Raw genomic sequence first — 22,926 nt, forward strand, 5'->3', positions numbered from 1 at the left:
TTCGGTGTAGACTCGTAAACCTAAAACTTTTTAATTTGGTTTACAAGTCGATTATGACCCTGGACGATCTCGCCTTTGACACGCGACATATCTGGCACCCTTACACCTCCATGACCTCCCCACTGCCGGTTTATCCGGTGCAGTCCGCACAAGGTTGCGAGCTGATACTCAGCAGCGGCGAACATCTGATTGACGGTATGTCCTCCTGGTGGGCGGCAATTCACGGCTACGGGCACTCGGCGATTAACGCGGCGATGAAAGCGCAAATCGATGCGGTATCCCATGTGATGTTTGGCGGCATCACTCACCCGCCAGCGATTGACCTGTGCCGCAAGCTGGTGGCGATGACGCCGGAAGTGCTGGAGTGCGTCTTTCTAGCCGATTCCGGCTCCGTGGCGGTGGAAGTGGCAATGAAGATGGCGCTGCAATACTGGCAGGCGAAAGGCGAGCCGCGACAGCGTTTTCTCACCTTCCGTAACGGCTATCACGGCGACACGTTTGGCGCGATGTCGGTCTGCGATCCGGATAACTCCATGCACAGCCTGTGGAAAGGCTATTTGCCGGAAAACCTGTTTGCGCCCGCGCCGCAAAGCCGCTTTGACGGCGAATGGGACGAGCGTGACATGGTGGCCTTCGCACGCCTGATGGCGGCGCATCGCCACGAAATAGCAGCAGTGATCCTCGAACCTATTGTTCAGGGCGCGGGCGGCATGCGTATCTATCACCCGGAGTGGCTTAAGCGAGTGCGCAGGATGTGCGACCGGGAAGGCATTCTGTTGATTGCCGATGAAATCGCCACCGGTTTTGGTCGCACCGGCAAGCTGTTTGCCTGCGAACATGCCGGGATCGCCCCGGACATTCTGTGTCTTGGCAAAGCGCTGACCGGCGGCACAATGACGCTTTCGGCAACGCTCACCACCCGCAACGTGGCAGAGACCATCAGCAACGGTGAAGCAGGCTGCTTTATGCACGGGCCAACGTTTATGGGCAACCCGCTGGCCTGCGCGGCAGCCAACGCCAGCCTGACCATATTGCAACAAGGTGCATGGCAAGCTCAGGTGTCGGCGATTGAAGCGCAGTTAAACGCGGAGCTGGCACCCGCGCGCGAAGCGGCCAATGTCGCCGATGTGCGCGTGCTGGGAGCCATCGGCGTGGTGGAAACCCGTTCGCCAGTTAATATGGCGGCCCTACAACGCTTCTTTGTTGAACAAGGCGTATGGGTACGCCCGTTTGGCCGGCTTATCTATCTGATGCCGCCCTATATCATCACCCCGGAGCAGCTCTCCCGTCTGACCAGCGCCGTCAATGCCGCCGTGCTGCGCGATGACCTTTTTGCCTGAGGTTTTGCCGGGGATCGGCTACACTTCCCGGCACGCATGAAAAGCAGAAGGAGTGCATATGAAGTTGGTCAGCCATGATTTACGCGACGGCGAAAAGCTGCCGCATCGCCAGGTGTTCAACGGTATGGGCTACGACGGCGACAATATCTCCCCGCATCTGGCGTGGGATGAGGTACCTGCCGGCACCAAAAGTTTTGTTGTGACTTGCTACGATCCGGATGCACCAACCGGCTCCGGCTGGTGGCACTGGGTAGTCGCGAACCTTCCCGCTGATACACGCGTGCTGCCGCAAGGCGCCGGTTCCGGTCTGGCGGCATTGCCGGATGGCGCAGTGCAGACACGCACCGATTTCGGCAAAGCCGGTTACGGCGGTGCCGCACCGCCGAAAGGCGAAACGCACCGTTATATCTTTACCGTCTATGCGCTGGACGTAGAGCGCATTGAGGTCGATGAAAATGCCAGCGGCGCGATGGTCGGTTTTAACGTCCATTTCCATACGCTTTCCAGCGCCTCAATTACTGCCCTTTTTAGCTAAAAAGAAGGGATTTACAGCCGATTGTACAAATCGGCTTCCCGTTTCGCTCAACTTAGTATAAAAAAGCAGGCTTTGAAGTCCTCTTTCAACTTTTGCATAGTCTGGAGCTCCCCTTGAACACATCATCGGTTTCCCGTCTGGCGCTGGCGCTCGCTTTTGGCGTGACACTGACCGCCTGTAGCTCAACCCCGCCGGCGGAACGTCCGTCTGAACAGAAAGCGCCTGGCACCGCCGCGCGCCCGATCCTCAGCGCAGGTGAAGCGAAAAACTTTGTAGCGGACCGCTATTTTACCGCCATGACGCCGGATAACGCGGCATGGAAACCGGTCGCCATCCGTCTGCCGGAAAAAGCGAACTTCGTGGTCGGCCCGGCCGGTACGCCGGGTGTGACACATACCACCATTCAGGCAGCGGTAGACGCGGCAATCAACAAACACGCCAGCGATCGTCAGTACATCGCGGTGATGCCGGGTGAATATGAAGGTACGGTTTATGTGCCTGCCGCGTCCGGCAGCGTGACCATTTACGGTACCGGTGAGAAAGCGCTGGATGTGAAAATCAAACAGGCTATTGATGCCGAAATGGACCCGAACAGCTGGCGTCGTCTGGTCAATCCGTCGGGCAAATACATGCCGGGCAAACCGGCGTGGTATATGTTCGATAACTGCCAGAGCAAACGTACCGCAACTGTCGGCGTAATGTGTTCTGCGGTCTTCTGGTCACAGAATAACGGCCTGCAACTGCAAAACCTGACCATTGAAAATACGCTGGGTGACAGCGTTGACGCGGGTAACCACCAGGCGGTGGCGCTGCGCAGCGATGGCGATAAAGTGCAGATCAACAACGTCAATATTCTGGGTCGCCAGAACACCTTCTTTGTTACCAACAGCGGCGTGGATAACACCCTGCGTACCGATCGCCAGACCCGTACGCTGGTGACCAACAGCTATCTTGAAGGCGATGTCGATATCGTGGCCGGTCGCGGCGCGGTGGTGTTTGATAACACCGACTTCCGCGTAGTGAACTCGCGCACCCAGCAGGAAGGTTATGTGTTCGCACCAGCCACCCTGTCTAACCTGTATTACGGTTTCCTCGCCGTCAACAGCCGCTTTAACGCCGCCGGTAACGGTGTGGCACAGCTCGGCCGTTCACTGGATGTTGATGGCAACACCAACGGCCAGGTAGTGATCCGCGATAGCGTAATCAACGAAGGCTTTAACGTGGCGAAACCGTGGGCCGATGCCGCTGTTTCCGGCCGTGCTTATGCCGGTAACACCGGAACCGTTGACGATAAAGGCAACGTGCAGCGCGAGCTGAACAACCCGCAGTTCAACCGCATGTGGGAGTTCAACAACCGCGGCGTTGGTAGCCAGGTTGTGGCGATGCCGAAAAAATAAGCCGCTCCTGATAAGAAAAAACCTCGCCGTGGCGAGGTTTTTTTATGCGCGACATGCAGCATCAGAACGCGTTAACCACCACCCACATTGGCCCCTGACCTACCGCATAGCGGGATTTCTCGGTCAGCAACCCTTGCTCGCCGCTGATCTCGTACACCGCAATGTGGTGCGATTTCTGCCCGGCGGCAATCAGGTATTGACCGCGATTATCAATATTGAAGCCGCGCGGCTGCGTTTCCGTTGGCTGGAAGCCTTCAATCGCCAGCACGCTACCATCTTCCGAAACGCTGAACACGGTGATAATGCTGGCGGTACGGTCGCAGGTATAAAGATGGCGACCATCCGGCGTGATATGAATATCCGCCGCCCAGCGCGTGTCGCTGAAATCCGCAGGCATCATATCCAGCGTCTGCACACACTCGATGTTGCCGTGCGCATCGCTGAGCTGCCAGACATCGACTGAACCGTTGAGTTCATTGACGCAGTAGGCAAAACGCTGGTTCGGATGAAACACCATATGACGCGGGCCAGCGCCCTCAACGGTGGTGACCTCCGCTGGCTCCTGCGCCGTCAGATTGCCGTCATCGGCCAGCGTAAACAGGCAGATGCGATCCTGTTTCAGTGCCGGTGTCCACAGAGTGCGGTTGTCCGGGGAGATATTCGCCGAGTGGCACCCTTCCAGCCCTTCCACCACGTCAACCGTCCCGGTCGGCAGGCCATCGTCCAGACGGACGACGCTCACACTGCCCGCGTTGTAGGACGCGCTGAACAGGAAGCGCCCGCTGCGATCGGTTGAGATATGCGTCGGGCTGCCCGGCAGCGGCGATTCCGCCGCGAAAGTCAGGGCGCCATCATCCGGCGCGATACGATACGCGATAACGCGAAATTCAGGGCGAACCCCGACATAGAGGTAACGTTTATCCGGGCTGACAACCATCGGCTGCACCTGGCCGGGCACATCCACCACCTGGACAAGCGTCAGGCTACCTTCAGAGTTCAGGCGCCAGACGTGGATCTGCTGGCTTTCCGGGCTGGCGGTATAAACGGTTTGTTTCATGAACGCTCCTCTCCTCTAATTCTTTTTTGCATTAAGTAACCAGGATAGCTGCTTTTGTTGGTTGATGCTGAATTTTACCCGGAGATTTTGCGCAGCCGGTGACCCGGTGTACCATCCCCCGACATTTGAATTTCAACATCGACCACGGAATACGATATGACTTCGCGCGTGATTGCACTGGATTTAGACGGTACGCTACTGACCCCGAAAAAAACGCTTCTGCCCTCATCCCTTGAAGCGCTGGCTCGCGCAAAAGCCGCCGGTCATCAACTGATTATCGTGACAGGTCGGCATCATGTTGCCATCCACCCTTTTTATCAGGCACTGGCGCTGGATACACCTGCAATTTGTTGTAATGGCACTTATTTGTATGATTATCATGCAAAAAAAGTGTTAAGCGCCGATCCGTTGCCGGTTTTACAGGCCCAGCAGTTGATCACACTGCTTGCTGAGCACGCGGTTCACGGTCTGATGTACGTCGACAACGCCATGCTGTATGAAAAGCCAACCGGCCATGTTGAGCGCACCAACACCTGGGCGCAACAGTTGCCGCCAGAGCAGCGCCCGGTCTTCCGGCAAGTGGCTTCCCTGCGCACAGCGGCGCAGGAGGTTGAGGCTATCTGGAAATTCGCGCTCACCGATACCGACACGCAGAAACTGAAAAATTTTGCCCGCCACGTGGAGCAAACGCTGGGGCTGGAGTGCGAATGGTCATGGCATGATCAAGTCGATATCGCCCGCGCGGGCAACAGCAAAGGCAAACGTCTGAGCGAATGGGTGGCGTCACAGGGGCTATCGATGAAGGACGTGGTGGCGTTTGGTGATAACTATAATGATATCAGCATGCTGGAAGCCGCTGGCGTCGGCGTGGCGATGGGCAATGCCGATGACGCGGTAAAAGCCCATGCTAACGTGGTGATTGGCGACAACACCGTCGACAGCATTGCGCAATTTATCAACAAAGAACTGCTGTAAACCCCCGCCCGGTTCGCCGGGTAAAAAGCTTATGCCCCTGCGTCAGGGGCTAATACCGGGCGCGGGCTGATGACCGCCCACAATGCATCGCAGGCGGCGCATCCAGCGATCAGGCGGTTATCGACACGCTTTTGATTTGCGCATATAACCACTGACCCGGCTTCACGGCCAGCTCATCTCTGGCCCACGGACTGATGCGCGCCCACAGGGTGCGGCTGCCTACTTCCAGTTGCACTTCCACCTGGCCGTCGATATCAAAACATTGCGCCACTTTCGCACGCAGAATATTACGGATACTGGTATTCATCGGCGGCTGCAGCACCAGCGAAACATCTGTCGCCTGAATACGGATCCGCAGCGCGCTTTGCAGCGGAAGGTCGACCTTGTTAACCCAAATATGCTGATCGCCAAGCGCCAGCGCCGTCATCGCATAGTGCGGATGGTGCTCCAGCACCACCACTTTCAACACGCTACTTTGCTGCTCCGCCGGTAACCACGGGTTCATCACGCGGCTGCCCCAGACATCTTCCAGGCTGCCGAAGGCTTTCACTTCTCCCGCCTCCAGCACCATCACTTTATCTGCCAGATGCAGGATTTCATCCAGGGAGTGGCTGACGTACAGCATCGGAATATTGATCTCCCGCGCCAGCCGTTGCAGGTACGGCAGCAGCTCGCGCTTACGAGGAATATCCAGCGACGCCAGCGGTTCATCCAGCAGCAGCAATTCCGGCGCGGTTAACAGCGCACGGCCAATCGCCACACGCTGCTTTTCGCCGCCGGAAAGCCCACCGGGTAAACGATCCAGCAACGGTTCAATACCGAGTAACGCCACCAGTTTGTCGAACTGACCAGCCATGGATTTGGCCATACCGTAACGCAGGTTGCCGCGCACTTTGTAATGAGGAAACAGCCGCGCGTCCTGGAAAACATAGCCGACACGCCGCTTCTCCGGCGGCAGGCAAATTTTGCTTTCGGTATCAAACAGCACGCGATTATTCAGCGCTATCCGCCCTTGCTGTGGGTGTGTCAGGCCGCCAATCGCGTTGATCAACGAGGTTTTCCCGGCGCCCGAAACGCCAAAAATCGCGGTGATGCCGCTGGCGGGCAGCGTTTCAGCAATGCGTAAGCGATGCGTACCCAGTGTCTGGGTGAAATTGAGTTCCAGCATGACTTACCTCCCTGTCCTTTCGCGACTAATACGGGCCAGCCATTCGGAAACCAACAGCGAAACCAGTGCCAGCACTATCGAGATAATACATAACCGCGCCGCCGCGCCTTCACCGCCGGGCGTCTGAATCAGGGTGTACATTGCAGAGGGAATAGTGCGGGTTTCGCCCGGAATATTGGAAACAAAGGTGATCGTCGCGCCAAATTCACCCAGTGAACGGGCAAAGGCCAGCACCGTGCCAACGATAATTCCCGGCAAAGTAAGCGGTAACGTGATGGTGAGAAAAACGCGCCAGCGCCCGGCACCTAACGTGCGGGCTGCCTGCTCCAGTTTGGTATCTACGCCCTCCAGCGCCAGACGGATAGCGCGCACCATCAGCGGGAACGACATCACCGCTGCGGCCAGCACCGCGCCGCGCCAGCTAAAGGCAAAGGTGATACCAAACCAGTCATACAACCACTGACCAATGAAACCGCGCCGCCCCATCGCCACCAGCAATAAATACCCCACCACCACCGGCGGCAGCACCAGCGGCAGGTGCAGCACACTGTCGAGCAGCGCTTTGCCCGGAAACGTGCAGCGCACCAGCAGCCAGGCAAAAAAGATCCCAAACGGCAAACTGAAAACCACTGCCAGGGATGAGACTTTCAGGCTCAGCAATACCGCCTGCCATTCGGGATCCGTCAATATCATTAGTGCGTAGTAAATCCGTAACGTTTAAAGATTTCAGAAGCCTGCGGGCCTTTCAGATAGTCATAAAACGCCGTTACCGTCGCGTTTTTATGGCCGTCGATAATAGCCAGCGGGTACTCAACTTTTTGGTGTGAATCTTCCGGGAAGGTCCCGACCACTTTCACCCCTTTACTGGCAACCGCGTCCGAGCCGTAGACAATGCCAAGCGGCGCTTCGCTGCGCTCCACCAGCGCCAGCGCACCGCGCACATCTTCCGCCGGAGCCAGCTTCGGCGACAGGGTTTCCCATGCGCCCAGTTTGGTCAACGCTTCTTTGGCATAAATCCCCGCCGGAACATGTTCCGGGTCGCCAACGGCCAGACGCCCGCCTTTCAGCAGACTGTTCCAGTCGGTTTTAGCATTAATAACGATATCGCCCTGCGCACTGTTTTTGGGTGCCACAACCACCAGGCTGTTACCGAGCAGTGTTGCGCGGGTTGCGGTATCGATAGCTTTTTTATCTACCGCGTAATCCATCCATTTCTGATCGGCTGAAATGAAAAGATCCGCTGGCGCTCCCGCTTCAATCTGGCGCGCCAGAGTAGAAGAAGAAGCAAACGAGGAGACCACCTCAACGTTTTTCTCTTTTTTATAGGCCGCCGCAATATCCTGCATTGCGTTAGTCAGTGATGCCGCTGCAAAAACGGTAATTTTACCTTCATCCGCCAGCGCATGCCCGGCAACGGAGAGCGTTAATGTCGCCGCGGCAAAAAGGCGTAACCATGTACGTGCCATCTGGAACTCCTGTGAGTGTCGTTATATACGTAAAAACATAACGATATTACCAGAGTTTCCCGGCGGTTAGGTAATACCCATCAAGAATTAGCAACCTATATAAATATATCGGCAGGAAGTAACGAGATCTTGAATATCTGACAGATAAACGCCCGCGAAAGCGGGCGTTTGCAAGAGAGGATCAGCGTTGCTGACGGCTTTGGTCGCGGCGACCGACGCCAGAAAACACGTTAAACACTTCACCCAGACCATAAATCAGCCCCAGGATAATCGCCATCACGACAGGCACCATGACGACGGCAAACACCAGACTTTTCAACAACTCAAACATAGTCGTCTCCAGAAATTGTGAACGAGGCATTCTAGCCTGATTCAGGTGATAAACACTCGCCTTTTGTGCGATTGGCCTCGCAGCGTTATGCGCATTCACCGGCATCAGGCTAGGCGTAGTGACGGTTTTCCTTCACAATAGTTCTTTTGCCAGGACATTGCGTAATGCAGGCTGAAATTCTCCTCACACTCAAACTCCAGCAGCGCCTTTTTGCCGATCCGCGCCGTATTTCTCTGCTCAAGCAGATTGTTGAAACCGGATCCATCAGCCAGGGCGCGAAGAACGCCGGTATCAGTTATAAAAGCGCCTGGGATGCCATTAATGAGATGAACCAACTCAGCGAACAGACGCTGGTTGACCGCGCGACCGGCGGCAAAGGCGGTGGCGGCGCGGTGGTGACGCGCTACGGGCAGCGTTTGATTGAGCTTTACGATCTGCTGGCGCAAATCCAGCAAAAAGCGTTTGACGTGCTGAGTGATGATGACGCCCTGCCTTTAAACAGCCTGCTGGCGGCGATTTCGCGTTTCTCGTTGCAGACCAGCGCCCGCAATCAGTGGTTTGGCACCATTACCGCGCGCGACCACGACCACGTGCAGCAACATGTCGACGTGCTGCTGGCGGACGGTGAAACCCGCCTCAAAGTCGCTATTACCGCGCAAAGCGGCGAACGCCTGGGCCTCGACGAAGGCAAAGAGGTGCTGGTGCTGCTGAAAGCGCCGTGGGTGAGCATCACGCAGGATGCTAAACGCGCCGCGCAGGCCGATAACCAACTGACCGGGCGCATCAGCCATATTGAGCGCGGCGAGCAGCAAAGTGAGGTGCTGATGACGCTGCCTGACGGCCAGTTGCTCTGCGCCACCGTGCCGACGCAAGAGATGGATAATTTGCAGGAACAGAGCGAAGTGACCGCATATTTTAATGCCGATCGCGTGATTATCGCCACGTTATGCTAATCGCATTGACAAGATAGCCCATTGCACGTATCCCTGAGTTTCTACGCTGCAAAAAATGGGATACATAATGTCATCATTGCAAATTTCGCAAGGCACGTTTCGTCTTAGCGACACCCGCACGCTGCACATTGAACACTTGGCGCTACGCGCTGGCGAAAGCTGGGCTTTTGTCGGCGCGAATGGCAGCGGCAAGTCAGCGCTGGCTCGCGCGCTGGCGGGTGAATTGACCTTACTGAAAGGTGAACGCCAGTGCCAGTTTACCCGCCTCACCCGCCTCTCTTTTGAGCAGTTGCAAAAGCTGGTCATCGACGAGTGGCAGCGCAATAACACCGATATGCTCAGCCCCGATGAAGAGGATACCGGGCGTACCACCGCCGAGATTATTCAGGATGAAGTGCAAGACGCGCAGCGCTGCGCACAACTGGCGGCGCAGTTTGGCATCTCGCATCTGCTGGAGAGACGCTTTAAATACCTCTCGACCGGCGAAACCCGGAAAACGCTGCTCTGCCAGGCCCTGATGGCCGAACCGGAGTTACTGATCCTTGACGAGCCTTTCGACGGGCTTGACGTCCATTCACGCCAGCAACTGGCAGAACTGCTCGCGCGCCTCAATGCTGACGGCTTTACGCTGGTGCTGGTGCTGAACCGCTTTGATGAGATCCCGGACTTCATACAACACGCCGGGGTTCTGGTGGATTGCTCGCTCACAGAAACCGGAGAAAAAGCAGCCCTGCTGCAACAAGCGTTGATCGCCCAGTTAGCCCACAGCGAAAAATTATCCGGTATCACGTTGCCGGAACCGGATGCGCCCCCGGCGCGCGAAACATTAAACGCAGACGCGCCGCTTATCGTGCTGAACGATGGCGTCGTCTCTTATAACGACCGGCCAATCATCGATCACCTTTCATGGACGGTAAAGCCCGGCGAGCACTGGCAGATCGTCGGCCCGAACGGCGCGGGCAAATCGACACTATTAAGCCTGATAACCGGCGATCATCCGCAGGGCTACAGCAACGATTTGACCCTGTTTGGCCGTCGTCGCGGCAGCGGTGAAACCATCTGGGATATCAAAAAGCATATTGGCTATGTCAGCAGCAGCCTGCATCTGGATTACCGCGTCAGCACCAACGTGCGCAATGTGATCCTCTCTGGCTATTTCGACTCGATTGGCATTTACCAGGCCGTTTCGGATAAGCAGCACAAACTGGCACAGCGCTGGCTGGATATTTTAGGTTTCGATGCGCGCACCGCCGACGCACCGTTTAATAGCCTCTCCTGGGGTCAGCAGCGGCTGGCGCTGATTGTACGTGCGCTGGTCAAGCACCCAACGCTGCTCATTCTTGATGAACCGTTACAGGGTCTTGATCCTTTAAACCGCCAGCTTATTCGCCGCTTTGTTGATGTATTAATTAGCGAAGGTGAAACCCAGTTGTTATTTGTTTCGCACCACGCCGGAGACGCGCCCGCTTGTATTACCCACCGGCTTGAATTTGTACCAGAGGGCGATGGATATCGTTATCAACTTACACCACAATAATTAGGGGGATGGTTCCATTTCGCCGGATATGATGTAATAGCCCCGCTTTAAATAAGCAACATAATAACGATCTCTGACTGGTCAGTTGGCAACATAAAATTGTCGGCGGCCAGTTTTTGTTATGGCAAGAAAAAAGCCCGTCGATGGACGCCGGGTAAAAAATTACGGGACTATGATGAATCAATTCCTCCGCATGACCCGCGCCATTTCTCTGGCTGCGGCGCTGTTACTGGGTTTCTGCAGTGCCGCTGTCGCCGATGAGAATGCGCAAACACCCGCCTCCGGTCAGGAAGCACAATTAAAGCAAGCCGTTGAAAATATGCAGCGTGCCAGTATTCACGGCCCGCATAAAATTGATCTCGGTAATCAGGCGATTCTGAACCTGCCTGAAGGTTTCGCTTATATTCCGTCGCAGCAGGCAGCGGTATTTATGCGTGTGCTGGGCAACCATGTTGATAACAACTCTTTTTATGGGCTGGTATTTAGCAATGATATTTCGGGCTTTGTTTCCATTGAATATGCCAATGCCGGTTATATCAAAGATGACGATGCCAAAGACTGGGACGCCGACGAACTGCTGAGTAATTTGCAGGAGGGCACCAAAGCCGGCAATAAAGAGCGTAGTGAAAAAGGCATCCCGCCAATTGAAGTGTTGGGTTGGGTAGAAAAACCGACCTACGAGGCGGCCACGCATCGCCTGATTTGGTCTGCGGCAATCCGCGATATTGGCAGCAATGTGCCGGAAAAAGAACAGGGGGTTAACTACAACACCTATCTGCTGGGTCGTGAAGGTTATCTGTCGTTAAACCTGGTAACCGATCGCGGCACCGTTGAGCAGGAAAAACCGCTCGCCAAAACGTTACTTAACGCCGTGACCTTTAACGACGGCAAAAAATACAGCGATTTTAATGCTTCTACCGACAAGATTGCCGAATATGGCCTGGCGGCGCTGATTGGCGGCCTGGCGGCAAAAAAACTGGGCCTGCTGGCACTTATCGGCGTGACGCTGCTGAAGTTCTGGAAACTTGGCCTGATCGCCGTGGCAGCATTCGGCATGGGTGTGAAAAAAATGCTGTTTCGCAAAAAAGCCGAGTAAGCCATGAGCATGCTCTTGCTGCTGCTTAAAGGCGCCAGCCTTGGGAAGTTTTTCCTTTCCGGGGCCACTATGCTGCTGTCGATCGCTACCTATGCGCTCGCCTTCGGCTGGCCTTATGCGACAGGGTTTGTGGTGCTGCTGTTTTGCCATGAGCTGGGACACTATCTGGCGGCGCGTCAACGTGGTTTAGCGACGGGATTACCGATGTTTATCCCCTTCGTGGGTGCCTGGATCACGTTGAAAGATGAACTGCCAGATGCGGAAACCGAAGCCTGGGTCGGCATTGCCGGCCCGCTGCTCGGCTCGCTTGCTGCCCTCGGTTGCTACTATCTGGCGGAGTATTTCCACAGTTCGCTATTGATGGCGGTGGCCTATTCAGGTTTTGTGCTTAATCTGTTTAACCTGATCCCCGTGCCGCCGCTGGATGGCGGGCGCATTACCGTCGCCATCTCGCGCAAGATCTGGTATCTGGGCATTCCCGTACTGCTGGGTTTCTTTTATCTTCACCCGAGCCCGCTGTTACTGCTGGTGTGCTTTCTCGCGGCATCACAAATCTGGGCGCGACGCCATGATCAACCGAATCTCGACACGCTGACCCCTGGCAAACGTCTGGAATATACGCTTTTGTACTTCGGGCTGATTGCCTGGCTCTCCCTGATGACTTATAACCTCCACGAGGCGTTATCCGGCTTTCGCTGACGCCGCCTGCGTTGCTGCACCGCAGTGACACCATTTTTAAGACTTTTTACTTGCGTCGGACGAACCCCGCTATTGCGGGGTTTTTCTGGCGTTTACCCCACAAACCGGCTGGCAGAAAATTGAGTGTAAACGATTCCACTAATTTATCCCATGTCACAGTTTTCACCTCTCTGTTATGCTAAGGTTTGTTCATATCAAATGCTTTATGGAGGGAAATATGCGAGTTCTGGTTACAGGTGGTAGCGGTTACATTGGAAGTCATACCTGCGTCCAACTGCTGCAAAACGGCCACGACGTTATCATTCTCGACAATCTCTGTAACAGTAAGCGCAGCGTGCTTAATGAGATTGAGCGCTTTGGCGGAAAAGCCGCGCTGTTCGTTGAAGGCGACATTCGCGATGAAGCGCTGCTCGCAGAGATCCTGCACGATCACGCCATTGAAGCGGTGATTCATTTCGCCGGGCTGAAAGCCGTTGGCGAATCCGTGGCGAAGCCGCTGGAGTATTACGACAACAACGTCAACGGCACGCTGCGCCTGATTAACGCGATGCGCGCCGCAAATGTTAAAAACTTCATTTTCAGCTCCTCCGCCACCGTTTACGGCGACCAGCCGAAAATCCCTTACGTGGAAAGCTTCCCGACCGGCACGCCGCAAAGTCCCTATGGTAAAAGCAAGCTGATGGTGGAACAGATCCTCACCGACCTGCAAAAAGCGCAGCCGGAGTGGAGCATTGCGCTGCTGCGCTACTTCAACCCGGTTGGCGCGCATCCGTCAGGCGATATGGGCGAAGATCCGCAGGGCATCCCGAACAACCTGATGCCGTATATCGCCCAGGTTGCGGTTGGCCGCCGCGATTCGCTGGCAATTTTCGGTAGTGATTACCCGACGCCAGACGGCACCGGCGTGCGGGATTACATCCATGTGATGGATCTGGCGGACGGGCATGTTGCGGCCATGCAACAACTGGCCGGCAAACCGGGCGTGCATATTTATAACCTCGGCGCGGGCGTCGGCAGCAGCGTGCTGGATGTGGTGAACGCCTTCAGTAAAGCCTGCGGCAAACCGGTGGCCTGGCACTATGCGCCGCGCCGCGAGGGCGATCTCCCGGCTTACTGGGCCGATGCCAGCAAAGCGGATAAAGAGCTGAACTGGCGCGTAACCCGTACGCTTGACGAAATGGCAGAAGATACCTGGCGCTGGCAGTCACGCCACCCGCAGGGCTATCCCGATTAAAGGAATGGTAATGACGCAATTTAATCCGGTCGATCACCCGCATCGCCGTTATAACCCGCTGACCGGCCAGTGGATCCTGGTTTCTCCGCACCGCGCAAAACGCCCCTGGCAAGGGGCGCAAGAGACGCCTGCGAAACAAACCCTGCCGGCGCACGATCCGGACTGTTTCCTCTGCCCGGGCAATACCCGCGTAACCGGGGATAAAAATCCGGATTACACCAGCACTTATGTGTTCACTAACGACTTCGCCGCGTTGATGACCGATACGCCAGACGCGCCGGTAAGCGACGATCCGCTGATGCGCAGCCAGAGTGCGCGCGGCACCAGCCGGGTGATTTGTTTCTCGCCGGATCACAGCAAAACGCTGCCGGAACTGAGCGTGGATGCGCTGGAAGCGGTGGTGAAAACCTGGCAACAGCAAACCGCTGAGCTGGGCCAGCAGTACCCGTGGGTACAGGTGTTTGAAAATAAAGGCGCGGCGATGGGTTGTTCCAACCCGCATCCGCACGGGCAAGTCTGGGCCAACAGCTTCCTGCCCAATGAAGTGGATCGTGAAGATCGCCTGCAACGCGACTATTTCGCCCGGTATCACTCCCCGATGTTGCTGGACTATGTAAAGCGCGAGCTGAACGATGGCAGCCGTACGGTGGTGGAAACGGAGCACTGGCTGGCAGTCGTTCCTTACTGGGCGGCGTGGCCGTTTGAAACCTTGCTGCTGCCGAAAGCGCAGGTACAGCGCATCACTGATTTAAGCGATGAACAGCGCCGCGATTTAGCGCTGGCATTGAAAAAACTGACCAGCCGTTATGACAACCTGTTCCAGTGCTCGTTCCCCTACTCGATGGGCTGGCACGGCGCGCCATTTAACGGCGAAGAGAATGACCACTGGCAACTGCACGCGCATTTCTACCCGCCGCTGCTGCGCTCCGCCACGGTGCGTAAATTTATGGTCGGCTATGAAATGCTGGCCGAAACCCAGCGTGACCTGACGGCGGAGCAAGCCGCTGAACGTCTGCGCGCGGTCAGTGATATCCATTTTCGCGAATCCGGAGAATAACAATGAGTCTGAAAGAGAACACACAATCCCTGTTTGCTGAAAAATTCGGCTACCCTGCCACCCACACAATTCAGGCACCGGGTCGTGTGAACCTGATTGGCGAACACACCGACTATAACGACGGTTTTGTTCTGCCGTGCGCCATTGATTACCAGACGGTGATCAGCTGCGCACCGCGTACTGACCGCATCGTTCGGGTAATTGCCGCCGATTATGACAACCAGAACGATGAGTTCTCGCTGGATGCGCCAATTGTGACCCACGACAGCCAGCAGTGGTCGAACTACGTGCGCGGCGTGGTAAAACACCTGCAAAAACGCGATGCCAGTTTTGGCGGCGCGGATCTGGTTATCAGCGGCAATGTGCCACAGGGTGCGGGCCTGAGTTCTTCTGCCTCGCTGGAAGTGGCGGTCGGTACGGTGTTCCAGCAGCTTTATCATCTGCCGCTGGATGGCGCGCAAATTGCCCTCAATGGTCAGGAAGCGGAAAACCAGTTTGTCGGCTGTAACTGCGGCATCATGGATCAGCTTATCTCGGCGCTGGGCAAAAAAGGCAGCGCGCTGCTGATCGATTGCCGTTCGCTTGGCACCAAAGCGGTGTCGATGCCGGAAGGCGTGGCGATCGTCATCATTAACAGTAACTTTAAACGCACCCTGGTTGGCAGCGAGTACAACACGCGCCGCGAGCAGTGCGAAACCGGCGCGCGCTTCTTCCAGCAAAAAGCGCTGCGCGATGTCAGCATCGATCAGTTCAATGCGGTAGCGCATGAGCTGGATCCGCTGGTCGCCAAACGCGTGCGCCACGTACTGACCGAAAACACCCGTACCGTGGAAGCCGCGGCTGCGCTGGAGAAAGGCGATCTGCAACGCATGGGCGTGCTGATGGCAGAATCACACGCATCAATGCGTGATGATTTTGAAATTACCGTCCCGCAGATCGATACGCTGGTTGAGATTGTCAAAGCGACCATTGGTGACCAGGGCGGCGTGCGCATGACCGGCGGCGGTTTCGGCGGTTGCATCGTCGCGCTGATGCCAGAAAACCTCGTACCGGCAGTCAAAAAGGCTGTTGAGAGCCAGTACGAAACCAAAACCGGTATCAAAGAAACCTTCTATGTTTGCAAACCTTCACAGGGAGCAGGACAGTGCTAAACGAAGCTTCTGCAGCGGCCCCGGACGGGCTGCCCTTTCGCCTGATCACCCTGCGCAATAGCGCCGGGATGGTGGTGACATTGATGGACTGGGGCGCGACGCTGTTATCTGCGCGCGTACCGTTAAAAGATGGTTCCGTGCGTGAAGCGCTGCTGGGCTGCGCCACTCCGGAACACTACCTGCAACAGACAGCGTATCTCGGCGCGTCGGTCGGCCGTTACGCCAACCGTATTGCCAAAAGCCGGTTCACGCTGGATGGCCACACCTATACGTTGACGCCCAGCCAGGGTGAAAACCAGCTGCATGGCGGCCCGGAAGGGTTCGATAAACGGCGCTGGTTGATAGAGCGGCAAAATGATAACGAAGTGGTCTTTGTCCTGAATTCAGCGGATGGCGACCAGGGATTCCCGGGTAACGTTCATACCCGGGCGCATTTCCGCCTCGGCGACGATAACCGGCTCGCCATTGAATACCGGGCAACGACTGACAAACCGTGCCCGATCAACCTGACCAACCACGCTTATTTTAACCTTGATGGTGAGCAGTCGGATGTCCGCAACCACACGTTGCAACTGCTCGCGGATGCTTATCTACCGGTCGATGAGATGGGCATTCCGACAGACGGGTTAAAAGACGTTGAGCGGACCAGTTTTGATTTCCGTACCCCGAAAACCGTGGCGCAGGATTTTCTGGCTGAGGACGATCAGCGCGTGGTGAAAGGTTACGACCATGCGTTTTTATTGCAGGCAAAAGGCGACGTCAGCCAGCCCGCCGCACAGTTGTGGTCGGCGGACAAACAGCTGCAAATGACGGTATATACCAGCGCGCCTGCGCTCCAGTTCTATTCCGGTAATTATCTGGAAGGTACGCCTGCGCGCGGCGGCAAAACCTATGACGCGTGGCAGGGCCTGGCGCTGGAGAGCGAGTTTTTGCCCGACAGCCCGAACCGTCCGGATTTCCCGCAGCCGGACTGCTTCTTACTGCCTGGCGACGTTTATGTCAGCCTGACGGAATACCACTTTATTGCGCAGTAATCCCCCCGCCCTCCTGACGGAGGGCTTTTTTTACCCGTTTTGCTGAAATATGCGCCACTTATCGACAAAACCATAACCCCTGATTCACAAGCACCTTACACTCGGCGGCTATTTTCGCTATGGTTATGGGTAACCGTTGCCGGGAGCACCTTCACGGCAATATAATGAGAATTATTATCATTCAATCAGGCTCACAGGAGTAAGTGTATGGCTGTTACTAAGCTGGTTCTGGTTCGTCATGGCGAAAGCCAGTGGAACAACGAAAACCGCTTCACCGGTTGGTACGATGTTGATCTGTCCGAAAAAGGCGTTGGCGAAGCAAAAGCGGCAGGCAAACTGCTGAAAGAGGAAGGCTACACCTTCGATTTTGCTTATACCTCTGTGCTGAAACGTGCCATCCATACGCTGTGGAACGTGCTGGACGAGCTGGATCAGGCGTGGTTACCGGTAGAGAAAAGCTGGAAACTCAACGAGCGTCATTACGGTGCGCTGCAGGGTCTGAACAAAGCTGAAACCGCTGAAAAATACGGTGACGAGCAAGTTAAACAGTGGCGTCGTGGCTTTGCTGTTACACCGCCGGCGCTGACCAAAGATGATGAACGTTACCCGGGTCACGATCCGCGCTACGCAAAACTGACCGATGCCGAGCTACCGCAGACCGAAAGCCTGGCGCTGACCATCGATCGCGTGATCCCTTACTGGAACGACACCATTCTGCCGCGCCTGAAAAGCGGTGAGCGCGTGATCATCGCCGCTCACGGTAACTCCCTGCGCGCGCTGGTGAAATACCTCGATAACATGAGCGAAGAAGAGATCCTCGAACTGAACATCCCGACTGGCGTACCGCTGGTTTACGAGTTCGACGAAAACTTCAAACCGTTGAAACACTACTACCTGGGTAACGCAGACGAGATCGCTGCAAAAGCTGCTGCGGTAGCAAACCAGGGTAAAGCGAAGTAAGTTTTCGCTGATAAAAAAAGCGTGGAAAATTCCACGCTTTTTTATTTGTGCAACCGTTAACTGCGGCGCGCTTTCACTGCCGCCGCGAGCTGGCGCAAAATAGTTTCGGTATCGTCCCAGCCGATGCAGGCGTCGGTAACACTTTTACCGTACACCAGCGGTTCACCGCTCTCCAGGCTCTGGTTGCCTTCCACCAGATGGCTTTCAATCATCACACCGATAATGGCTTTTTCACCACCAGCGATCTGCTGGCACACATCCGCGCCCACTTCCATCTGTTTCTTGAATTGCTTGCTGGAATTGGCATGGCTGAAGTCAATCATTACCTGCGGCTCCAGACCCGCTTTCTGCAGGCCGACTTTTACTTCCGCGACATGTTTGGCACTGTAATTCGGCTCTTTACCGCCGCGCAGAATGATGTGGCAATCACCGTTACCGGCGGTGTTTACAATCGCGGAGTGACCCCATTTGGTGACAGACAAGAAGCAGTGCGGCGCACCTGCGGCGTTAATCGCGTCAATGGCGACTTTAATGGTGCCATCGGTGCCGTTTTTGAACCCCACCGGGCATGAGAGGCCGGAAGCCAGCTCGCGATGCACCTGCGATTCCGTCGTACGCGCGCCAATCGCTCCCCAGCTCATCAGATCGGCCATGTATTGCGGGGTGATCATATCGAGGAACTCCCCCGCCGCCGGTAAACCGCTGTCATTAATTTCCAGCAGCAGCTTACGCGCAATACGCAACCCGTCGTTAATCTGGAAACTGTTATCCATGTGCGGATCGTTAATCAGCCCTTTCCAGCCCACTGTGGTACGCGGTTTTTCGAAGTAAACGCGCATAACGATTTCTAAATCGTCTTTTAACGCTTCACGCAAAGCCAGCAGGCGCGAAGCATACTCTTTCGCCGCCGCAGGATCGTGAATGGAGCACGGACCGATAACCACCAGCAGACGATCATCATTTCCACGCAGGATTTTATGAATCGCTTTGCGGGCATGCGAAACCGTATTGGCGGCGGTTTCAGTGGCGGGGAATTTTTCAAGGAGTGCTACAGGAGGTAATAACTCATTGATCTCTTTAATACGTAAATCGTCGTTCTGATAATTCATGTTCGTTCCAGTCTGTCCATACTTTTTTTGATGAATGCAATCTTTCCAATCTATCTCGTCGGCGGCGAAGTGTAAACGCGATTTTACACTTCGGCCGGATAATTCCTGGAATGCGGCCAAATCGCGTTAAAAAGTAGCGAGCGGTGATATCAGCGCTACACTTTTTAACTGTTAACACTTCTATTTTTCATTTTATCGCTATTCTATGCTGCTATACCGCGCATGAATGGTATCTTTAACCACTGAGCGTGATAATTCGTTCGCGCTGCTTTTACCAGCCTCAACGGCGGTAAAAACGACCGGAACAGGAGCATCATGATGAAAATGAATAAATTAGCGACACTTTTACTGACGACGACGCTGACTTTCGCAGGTGGCGCAGCCTACGCGGCCGACGCAGCCTCTTCTACCGACAGTAACGGTGATGCCAATGCCGCAGCGGCTGCAGGCCAACCGGCACCGGACGCCAAACAGAATGTTGCGCCAAACAATGTGGATAACAGCCAGATCAACAGCGGTAGCATGAATACCAACTCGACCTCTCAACACAGCGCTAAGCAGCATATGAGCAAAGATCAGGTGCATAAAAACACCATGTGTAAAGATGGCCGCTGCCCGGATGTGAACAAAAAGGTTGAAACCGAAAGCGGTAACAACCATAGCGTCGATAAGAAAACCGACGGCACAACCCAGTAAAATCCGGTGCGTTAATCATCAGGGAGAGCTTCGGCTCTCCTTACTTTTTTCTCTCCCGTCTCCCCCGCAAACTAAAAAATCTGTAATGATGTAAGGCGTTAAAATAATTACAAGGAACGACCCGCCCATGGCGCATTCACACTCGCACACTCCCGCTGATGCCAACGCCCGCCGCCTGCTGCTGGCGTTTATCGTTACTGCCGTTTTTATGGTTATCGAAGTGGTCGGCGGCCTGGTTTCCGGATCGCTGGCGCTGCTGGCCGATGCCGGCCATATGCTGACGGACGCCGCCGCGCTGCTTTTTGCGTTATTAGCGGTTTACTTTGCGCGCCAGCCACCCAGCGCTCACCGTACGTTTGGCTGGCTACGTTTGACCACGCTTGCAGCATTCATCAATGCGCTGGCGCTGGTGCTGATTACCGTGTGGATTGTCTGGGAAGCGATTCAGCGTTTCACCCATCCGCAGCCCGTTGCAGGCTTAACCATGATGGTGATTGCGATTGCCGGGCTTGTGGCCAACGTGCTGGCATTCTGGTTACTGCACCGGGGAAGCGAGGAGAAGAACCTGAATGTCCGCGCCGCCGCACTGCATGTGCTGGGGGACTTACTCGGTTCTGTCGGTGCCATCGCTGCGGCACTGGTGATTTTGTTCACCGGCTGGACGCCGATTGACCCGATACTTTCAGTGCTAGTTTCCGCGCTGGTGTTACGCAGCGCCTGGCGGCTAATGAAAGAGAGCGTTAACGAGTTGCTGGAAGGTGCGCCGGGCTCGATGGATATTGGCGCGCTACAGCGACATCTGCGACGCGCTATCCCGGAGGTGCGTGATGTTCACCACGTCCATGTCTGGCTGGTGGGTGAAAAACCGCTTATGACGCTGCATGTGCAGGTGATCCCACCACGCGACCATGACAAGCTGCTGGGTGAGATCCACCACTTTCTGGCACATCATTATGAGATTGAACATGCGACGGTGCAGATGGAGTACCAGCCCTGTAGCGGGCCAGACTGCCATCTGGGCGAGGCGCAGCCTGAGCACCACCATTCACACTCGCATTAATGCGAAAGCGCGTGAGAACCCCGCTCACGTGCGCTGTTAATCCACATTCTGCTGCCGTTAAGAGCGATAAAGGTCAGGATCAAATACTCCAGCGACATCGCCCAGACGCCCTGCAGTGCGAAAATCACCACGCTTATCACGTTAATCACCACCCACAGCAGCCAGTTCTCAACGTATTTGCGCGTCATCAGGATCATCGCCACGATGGAGAGCACCATCATGCAGGAGTCCCAGAACGGGAACGCATCGGGCTGCAATTGCGGCATGACCACATTCAGCCCTAAGGTTTGCATGACGGCCACGGCAATTTTCGTCAGGAATGCAAAGACCGGATCGATAAAGAAAGTCATCAAACCAATCGCCACCACGCATACCGCCAGCCAGCTCATCGCTTTGGGTAACAGTAGCCAGCGGATTTGTAATTCAGCTTCATTCTGCGAGGTTTGCCGTGACCAGGCATACCAGCCATAAATGTTGGCGGCAAAGAAAAACAGCTGCAGCAGTAAGCTGGCATACAGCTGGATCTGGAAGAAAATAATCGCAAACAGCGTCACGTTGATCAGACCAAACACGTAATTACTGATCTTCTCAAGGCTGGCGAGCCAGATGCACAATAAACCGGCCAGTGTGCCTGTGGCTTCAATCCATGAAAGATCGTACCCACCGGTGCCAATCGGGATATGCACCAGGATGTTCTGCGTACTAAAAAAATCCATTCTTTCCCCACAGCGTATTGCTACGCATTGATTATTCACTAAGAACGTAGTGTAGCCGCAAAATCGAGCATACGGTTAAGCGGCAGCAGCGCGCCTTCACGCAGCGCGGCATCAACGTGGATTTCATGCTCCGCGCCACCATTTTCCAGGCTTTCAGCGATAGCTTTCAGACCGTTCATCGCCATCCATGGGCAATGCGCGCAACTGCGGCACGTCGCCCCCTCACCTGCGGTTGGCGCTTCCAGTAACTCTTTTTCCGGCACGGCCTGCTGCATTTTGTAAAAGATACCGCGATCGGTCGCGACGATAAGTTGCTTATTCGGCAGTGTTTTTGCCGCAGCGATAAGCTGGCTGGTTGAACCGACTGCATCTGCCAGATTCACGACTGACTGCGGCGATTCAGGATGCACGAGGATGGCAGCATCAGGATAGAGCGCTTTCATGCGCGTCAGCGCCTGCGTTTTAAATTCATCATGCACGATGCACGCACCCTGCCAGCACAGCACATCCGCACCGGTCTGTTTTTGTACATAGTTGCCGAGATGACGATCCGGAGCCCAGATAATTTTCTCGCCAAGGCTGTCGAGATGCTCAATTAACTCTACCGCAATACTTGAGGTTACAACCCAGTCGGCACGCGCTTTCACGGCCGCAGAGGTGTTGGCGTAAACCACCACGGTGCGATCCGGGTGCGCATCGCAAAAGGCGCTGAACTCTTCAACCGGACAGCCGAGATCAAGCGAGCATTCCGCATGCAATGTCGGCATCAGGATGGTTTTTTCAGGGCTGAGGATTTTGGCGGTTTCCCCCATAAAACGTACGCCTGCCACCAGCAGCGTTGAGGCGGAATGTCTGGCACCGAAACGCGCCATCTCCAGTGAATCAGAGATACAACCGCCGGTCTCCTCCGCCAGTTGCTGAATTTCCGGGTCGGTATAGTAGTGTGCAACCATCACCGCATCTCGCTCTTTGAGCAAGCGCTTGATTTTCTCGCGGTAAAACTGCTTCTCGTGCAGGTTTAGCGGTGCGGGTTTAGGCGGGAACGGATAGATTGCGGTTTCAGGATCAAACATTACGCTCATCATGCTTACTCGTTTTGCTTGCTTAACTTAATTACCAGAACAACGCAAATGCGTGACGTCATTAGCGCACCGGTGTTTTATATACTAAACAAGATAGCTGATTGGACAAAAAATGTCGTGGGGAATTTTTGTGGAATAGCAGAAAGCAAAAAGCACTGCCAGCGCCATATTTATAGTGGTGGCTCGTGCAGGGTGACCGCTTTGCTCGCCCTTAGGGTCGTCGCCGCAAGCGGCGACCTTGTCTCACTACGTTCGACCCGAACCTGCTGCAGG

At 55.3% G+C, this 22,926-nt stretch carries 23 protein-coding genes; 15 read left to right on the top strand and 8 right to left on the bottom strand.

Annotated elements, in window-relative coordinates; all coding sequences use genetic code 11:
• Positions 1-53: 53 nt before the first annotated feature.
• The 3 genes from bioA to RT644_RS11505 all read left to right on the top strand — a co-directional run bounded on the left by bioA (position 54) and on the right by RT644_RS11505 (position 3,272).
• The gene (gene bioA / locus RT644_RS11495) at positions 54-1,340 is read left to right on the top strand and encodes an adenosylmethionine--8-amino-7-oxononanoate transaminase (protein ID WP_313626724.1); all 1,287 of its coding nucleotides are present in this window, start codon (positions 54-56) and stop codon (positions 1,338-1,340) included.
• Positions 1,341-1,398: 58 nt separating this feature from the next.
• Positions 1,399-1,875 (top strand): kinase inhibitor, encoded by a 477-nt coding sequence (locus RT644_RS11500; RefSeq protein WP_045514006.1) that lies wholly within the window; start codon positions 1,399-1,401, stop codon positions 1,873-1,875.
• Between the two features lie 113 nt (positions 1,876-1,988).
• Positions 1,989-3,272 (top strand): putative acyl-CoA thioester hydrolase, encoded by a 1,284-nt coding sequence (locus tag RT644_RS11505; RefSeq protein WP_065368965.1) that lies wholly within the window; start codon positions 1,989-1,991, stop codon positions 3,270-3,272.
• Between the two features lie 61 nt (positions 3,273-3,333).
• Here RT644_RS11505 and pgl read toward each other — a convergent pair whose 3' ends face one another.
• Entirely contained in the window at positions 3,334-4,329 is a 996-nt protein-coding gene (gene pgl, locus RT644_RS11510) for a 6-phosphogluconolactonase (protein WP_020457085.1), read from the bottom strand.
• Positions 4,330-4,485: 156 nt separating this feature from the next.
• On the opposite strand from pgl, the gene RT644_RS11515 reads away from it, so the two are divergent.
• Positions 4,486-5,304, top strand: a complete 819-nt coding sequence (locus RT644_RS11515) for a pyridoxal phosphatase (RefSeq protein WP_313626726.1) — start codon at positions 4,486-4,488, stop codon at positions 5,302-5,304.
• Between the two features lie 109 nt (positions 5,305-5,413).
• Here the strand turns inward: RT644_RS11515 and modC are convergent, their stop codons facing one another.
• The 4 genes from modC to RT644_RS11535 all read right to left on the bottom strand — a co-directional run bounded on the left by modC (position 5,414) and on the right by RT644_RS11535 (position 8,269).
• Entirely contained in the window at positions 5,414-6,472 is a 1,059-nt protein-coding gene (modC, locus tag RT644_RS11520; protein ID WP_045513997.1) for a molybdenum ABC transporter ATP-binding protein ModC, read from the bottom strand.
• Between the two features lie 3 nt (positions 6,473-6,475).
• The gene (gene modB / locus RT644_RS11525) at positions 6,476-7,165 is read right to left on the bottom strand and encodes a molybdate ABC transporter permease subunit (RefSeq protein WP_020457082.1); all 690 of its coding nucleotides are present in this window, start codon (positions 7,163-7,165) and stop codon (positions 6,476-6,478) included.
• Positions 7,165-7,938 (bottom strand): molybdate ABC transporter substrate-binding protein, encoded by a 774-nt coding sequence (modA, locus tag RT644_RS11530; RefSeq protein WP_313626728.1) that lies wholly within the window; start codon positions 7,936-7,938, stop codon positions 7,165-7,167. Before modA ends, modB begins: the two co-directional genes overlap by 1 nt.
• A 181-nt stretch (positions 7,939-8,119) precedes the next feature.
• The gene (locus RT644_RS11535) at positions 8,120-8,269 is read right to left on the bottom strand and encodes an AcrZ family multidrug efflux pump-associated protein (RefSeq protein WP_017455971.1); all 150 of its coding nucleotides are present in this window, start codon (positions 8,267-8,269) and stop codon (positions 8,120-8,122) included.
• A gap of 164 nt (positions 8,270-8,433) precedes the next feature.
• On the opposite strand from RT644_RS11535, the gene modE reads away from it, so the two are divergent.
• From modE to gpmA, 9 genes are all read left to right on the top strand, one after another.
• Complete coding sequence (gene modE, locus RT644_RS11540; protein ID WP_313626730.1) at positions 8,434-9,222, top strand: molybdenum-dependent transcriptional regulator; 789 nt, start codon at positions 8,434-8,436, stop codon at positions 9,220-9,222.
• Between the two features lie 67 nt (positions 9,223-9,289).
• Positions 9,290-10,759, top strand: coding sequence for a molybdate ABC transporter ATP-binding protein ModF (gene modF / locus RT644_RS11545; RefSeq protein ID WP_160270917.1), 1,470 nt, complete (start codon positions 9,290-9,292; stop codon positions 10,757-10,759).
• Positions 10,760-10,934: 175 nt separating this feature from the next.
• A complete protein-coding gene (locus RT644_RS11550; protein WP_313626732.1) occupies positions 10,935-11,855 on the top strand; it encodes a DUF2167 domain-containing protein in 921 nt (306 codons plus the stop codon).
• 3 nt (positions 11,856-11,858) lie between these two features.
• A complete protein-coding gene (locus RT644_RS11555) occupies positions 11,859-12,554 on the top strand; it encodes a site-2 protease family protein (RefSeq protein ID WP_233500364.1) in 696 nt (231 codons plus the stop codon).
• 217 nt (positions 12,555-12,771) lie between these two features.
• Entirely contained in the window at positions 12,772-13,788 is a 1,017-nt protein-coding gene (gene galE, locus RT644_RS11560; protein ID WP_020457076.1) for a UDP-glucose 4-epimerase GalE, read from the top strand.
• A 10-nt stretch (positions 13,789-13,798) separates the two neighbouring features.
• On the top strand, positions 13,799-14,845 hold the full coding sequence (galT, locus tag RT644_RS11565; protein WP_045513981.1) for a galactose-1-phosphate uridylyltransferase: 1,047 nt from the start codon (positions 13,799-13,801) through the stop codon (positions 14,843-14,845).
• A 2-nt stretch (positions 14,846-14,847) separates the two neighbouring features.
• The gene (gene galK / locus RT644_RS11570) at positions 14,848-15,996 is read left to right on the top strand and encodes a galactokinase (RefSeq protein WP_313626735.1); all 1,149 of its coding nucleotides are present in this window, start codon (positions 14,848-14,850) and stop codon (positions 15,994-15,996) included.
• Positions 15,990-17,030, top strand: coding sequence for a galactose-1-epimerase (galM, locus tag RT644_RS11575; protein ID WP_020457073.1), 1,041 nt, complete (start codon positions 15,990-15,992; stop codon positions 17,028-17,030). Before galK ends, galM begins: the two co-directional genes overlap by 7 nt.
• Before the next feature lie 207 nt (positions 17,031-17,237).
• Complete coding sequence (gpmA, locus tag RT644_RS11580) at positions 17,238-17,990, top strand: 2,3-diphosphoglycerate-dependent phosphoglycerate mutase (protein ID WP_020457072.1); 753 nt, start codon at positions 17,238-17,240, stop codon at positions 17,988-17,990.
• A gap of 56 nt (positions 17,991-18,046) precedes the next feature.
• On the opposite strand, the gene aroG is transcribed toward gpmA, so the two are convergent.
• Complete coding sequence (gene aroG, locus RT644_RS11585) at positions 18,047-19,099, bottom strand: 3-deoxy-7-phosphoheptulonate synthase AroG (RefSeq protein WP_020457071.1); 1,053 nt, start codon at positions 19,097-19,099, stop codon at positions 18,047-18,049.
• Positions 19,100-19,417: 318 nt separating this feature from the next.
• Here aroG and RT644_RS11590 point away from each other — a divergent pair, with 318 nt between their 5' ends.
• Both RT644_RS11590 and zitB read left to right on the top strand, forming a co-directional pair.
• Positions 19,418-19,795 carry a protein YbgS gene (locus RT644_RS11590; RefSeq protein WP_020457070.1) on the top strand — a complete coding sequence of 126 codons (378 nt, stop codon included), beginning with the start codon at positions 19,418-19,420 and terminating at the stop codon, positions 19,793-19,795.
• 127 nt (positions 19,796-19,922) lie between these two features.
• Complete coding sequence (gene zitB / locus RT644_RS11595; RefSeq protein ID WP_313626737.1) at positions 19,923-20,855, top strand: CDF family zinc transporter ZitB; 933 nt, start codon at positions 19,923-19,925, stop codon at positions 20,853-20,855.
• On the opposite strand, the gene pnuC is transcribed toward zitB, so the two are convergent.
• Complete coding sequence (pnuC, locus tag RT644_RS11600) at positions 20,852-21,571, bottom strand: nicotinamide riboside transporter PnuC (RefSeq protein ID WP_313626738.1); 720 nt, start codon at positions 21,569-21,571, stop codon at positions 20,852-20,854. The two genes, zitB and pnuC, sit on opposite strands and share 4 nt — an antisense overlap.
• 38 nt (positions 21,572-21,609) lie before the next feature.
• Positions 21,610-22,653 (bottom strand): quinolinate synthase NadA, encoded by a 1,044-nt coding sequence (nadA, locus tag RT644_RS11605; RefSeq protein ID WP_045514069.1) that lies wholly within the window; start codon positions 22,651-22,653, stop codon positions 21,610-21,612.
• Positions 22,654-22,926: the final 273 nt, after the last annotated feature.

The organism is Kosakonia sp., assembly GCF_032104925.1.
Classification (GTDB): domain Bacteria; phylum Pseudomonadota; class Gammaproteobacteria; order Enterobacterales; family Enterobacteriaceae; genus Kosakonia.

Excerpts from the sequence above, each read along its gene's own strand:
- bioA (WP_313626724.1), top strand. The coding sequence starts at position 54 with ATGACCCTGGACGATCTCGCCTTTGACACGCGACATATCTGGCACCCT.
- RT644_RS11500 (WP_045514006.1), top strand. The coding sequence starts at position 1,399 with ATGAAGTTGGTCAGCCATGATTTACGCGACGGCGAAAAGCTGCCGCAT.
- pgl (WP_020457085.1), bottom strand. The coding sequence starts at position 4,329 with ATGAAACAAACCGTTTATACCGCCAGCCCGGAAAGCCAGCAGATCCAC.
- RT644_RS11515 (WP_313626726.1), top strand. The coding sequence starts at position 4,486 with ATGACTTCGCGCGTGATTGCACTGGATTTAGACGGTACGCTACTGACC.
- modC (WP_045513997.1), bottom strand. The coding sequence starts at position 6,472 with ATGCTGGAACTCAATTTCACCCAGACACTGGGTACGCATCGCTTACGC.
- modB (WP_020457082.1), bottom strand. The coding sequence starts at position 7,165 with ATGATATTGACGGATCCCGAATGGCAGGCGGTATTGCTGAGCCTGAAA.
- modA (WP_313626728.1), bottom strand. The coding sequence starts at position 7,938 with ATGGCACGTACATGGTTACGCCTTTTTGCCGCGGCGACATTAACGCTC.
- RT644_RS11535 (WP_017455971.1), bottom strand. The coding sequence starts at position 8,269 with ATGTTTGAGTTGTTGAAAAGTCTGGTGTTTGCCGTCGTCATGGTGCCT.
- modE (WP_313626730.1), top strand. The coding sequence starts at position 8,434 with ATGCAGGCTGAAATTCTCCTCACACTCAAACTCCAGCAGCGCCTTTTT.
- modF (WP_160270917.1), top strand. The coding sequence starts at position 9,290 with ATGTCATCATTGCAAATTTCGCAAGGCACGTTTCGTCTTAGCGACACC.
- RT644_RS11550 (WP_313626732.1), top strand. The coding sequence starts at position 10,935 with ATGAATCAATTCCTCCGCATGACCCGCGCCATTTCTCTGGCTGCGGCG.
- RT644_RS11555 (WP_233500364.1), top strand. The coding sequence starts at position 11,859 with ATGAGCATGCTCTTGCTGCTGCTTAAAGGCGCCAGCCTTGGGAAGTTT.
- galE (WP_020457076.1), top strand. The coding sequence starts at position 12,772 with ATGCGAGTTCTGGTTACAGGTGGTAGCGGTTACATTGGAAGTCATACC.
- galT (WP_045513981.1), top strand. The coding sequence starts at position 13,799 with ATGACGCAATTTAATCCGGTCGATCACCCGCATCGCCGTTATAACCCG.
- galK (WP_313626735.1), top strand. The coding sequence starts at position 14,848 with ATGAGTCTGAAAGAGAACACACAATCCCTGTTTGCTGAAAAATTCGGC.
- gpmA (WP_020457072.1), top strand. The coding sequence starts at position 17,238 with ATGGCTGTTACTAAGCTGGTTCTGGTTCGTCATGGCGAAAGCCAGTGG.
- aroG (WP_020457071.1), bottom strand. The coding sequence starts at position 19,099 with ATGAATTATCAGAACGACGATTTACGTATTAAAGAGATCAATGAGTTA.
- RT644_RS11590 (WP_020457070.1), top strand. The coding sequence starts at position 19,418 with ATGAAAATGAATAAATTAGCGACACTTTTACTGACGACGACGCTGACT.
- zitB (WP_313626737.1), top strand. The coding sequence starts at position 19,923 with ATGGCGCATTCACACTCGCACACTCCCGCTGATGCCAACGCCCGCCGC.
- pnuC (WP_313626738.1), bottom strand. The coding sequence starts at position 21,571 with ATGGATTTTTTTAGTACGCAGAACATCCTGGTGCATATCCCGATTGGC.
- nadA (WP_045514069.1), bottom strand. The coding sequence starts at position 22,653 with ATGAGCGTAATGTTTGATCCTGAAACCGCAATCTATCCGTTCCCGCCT.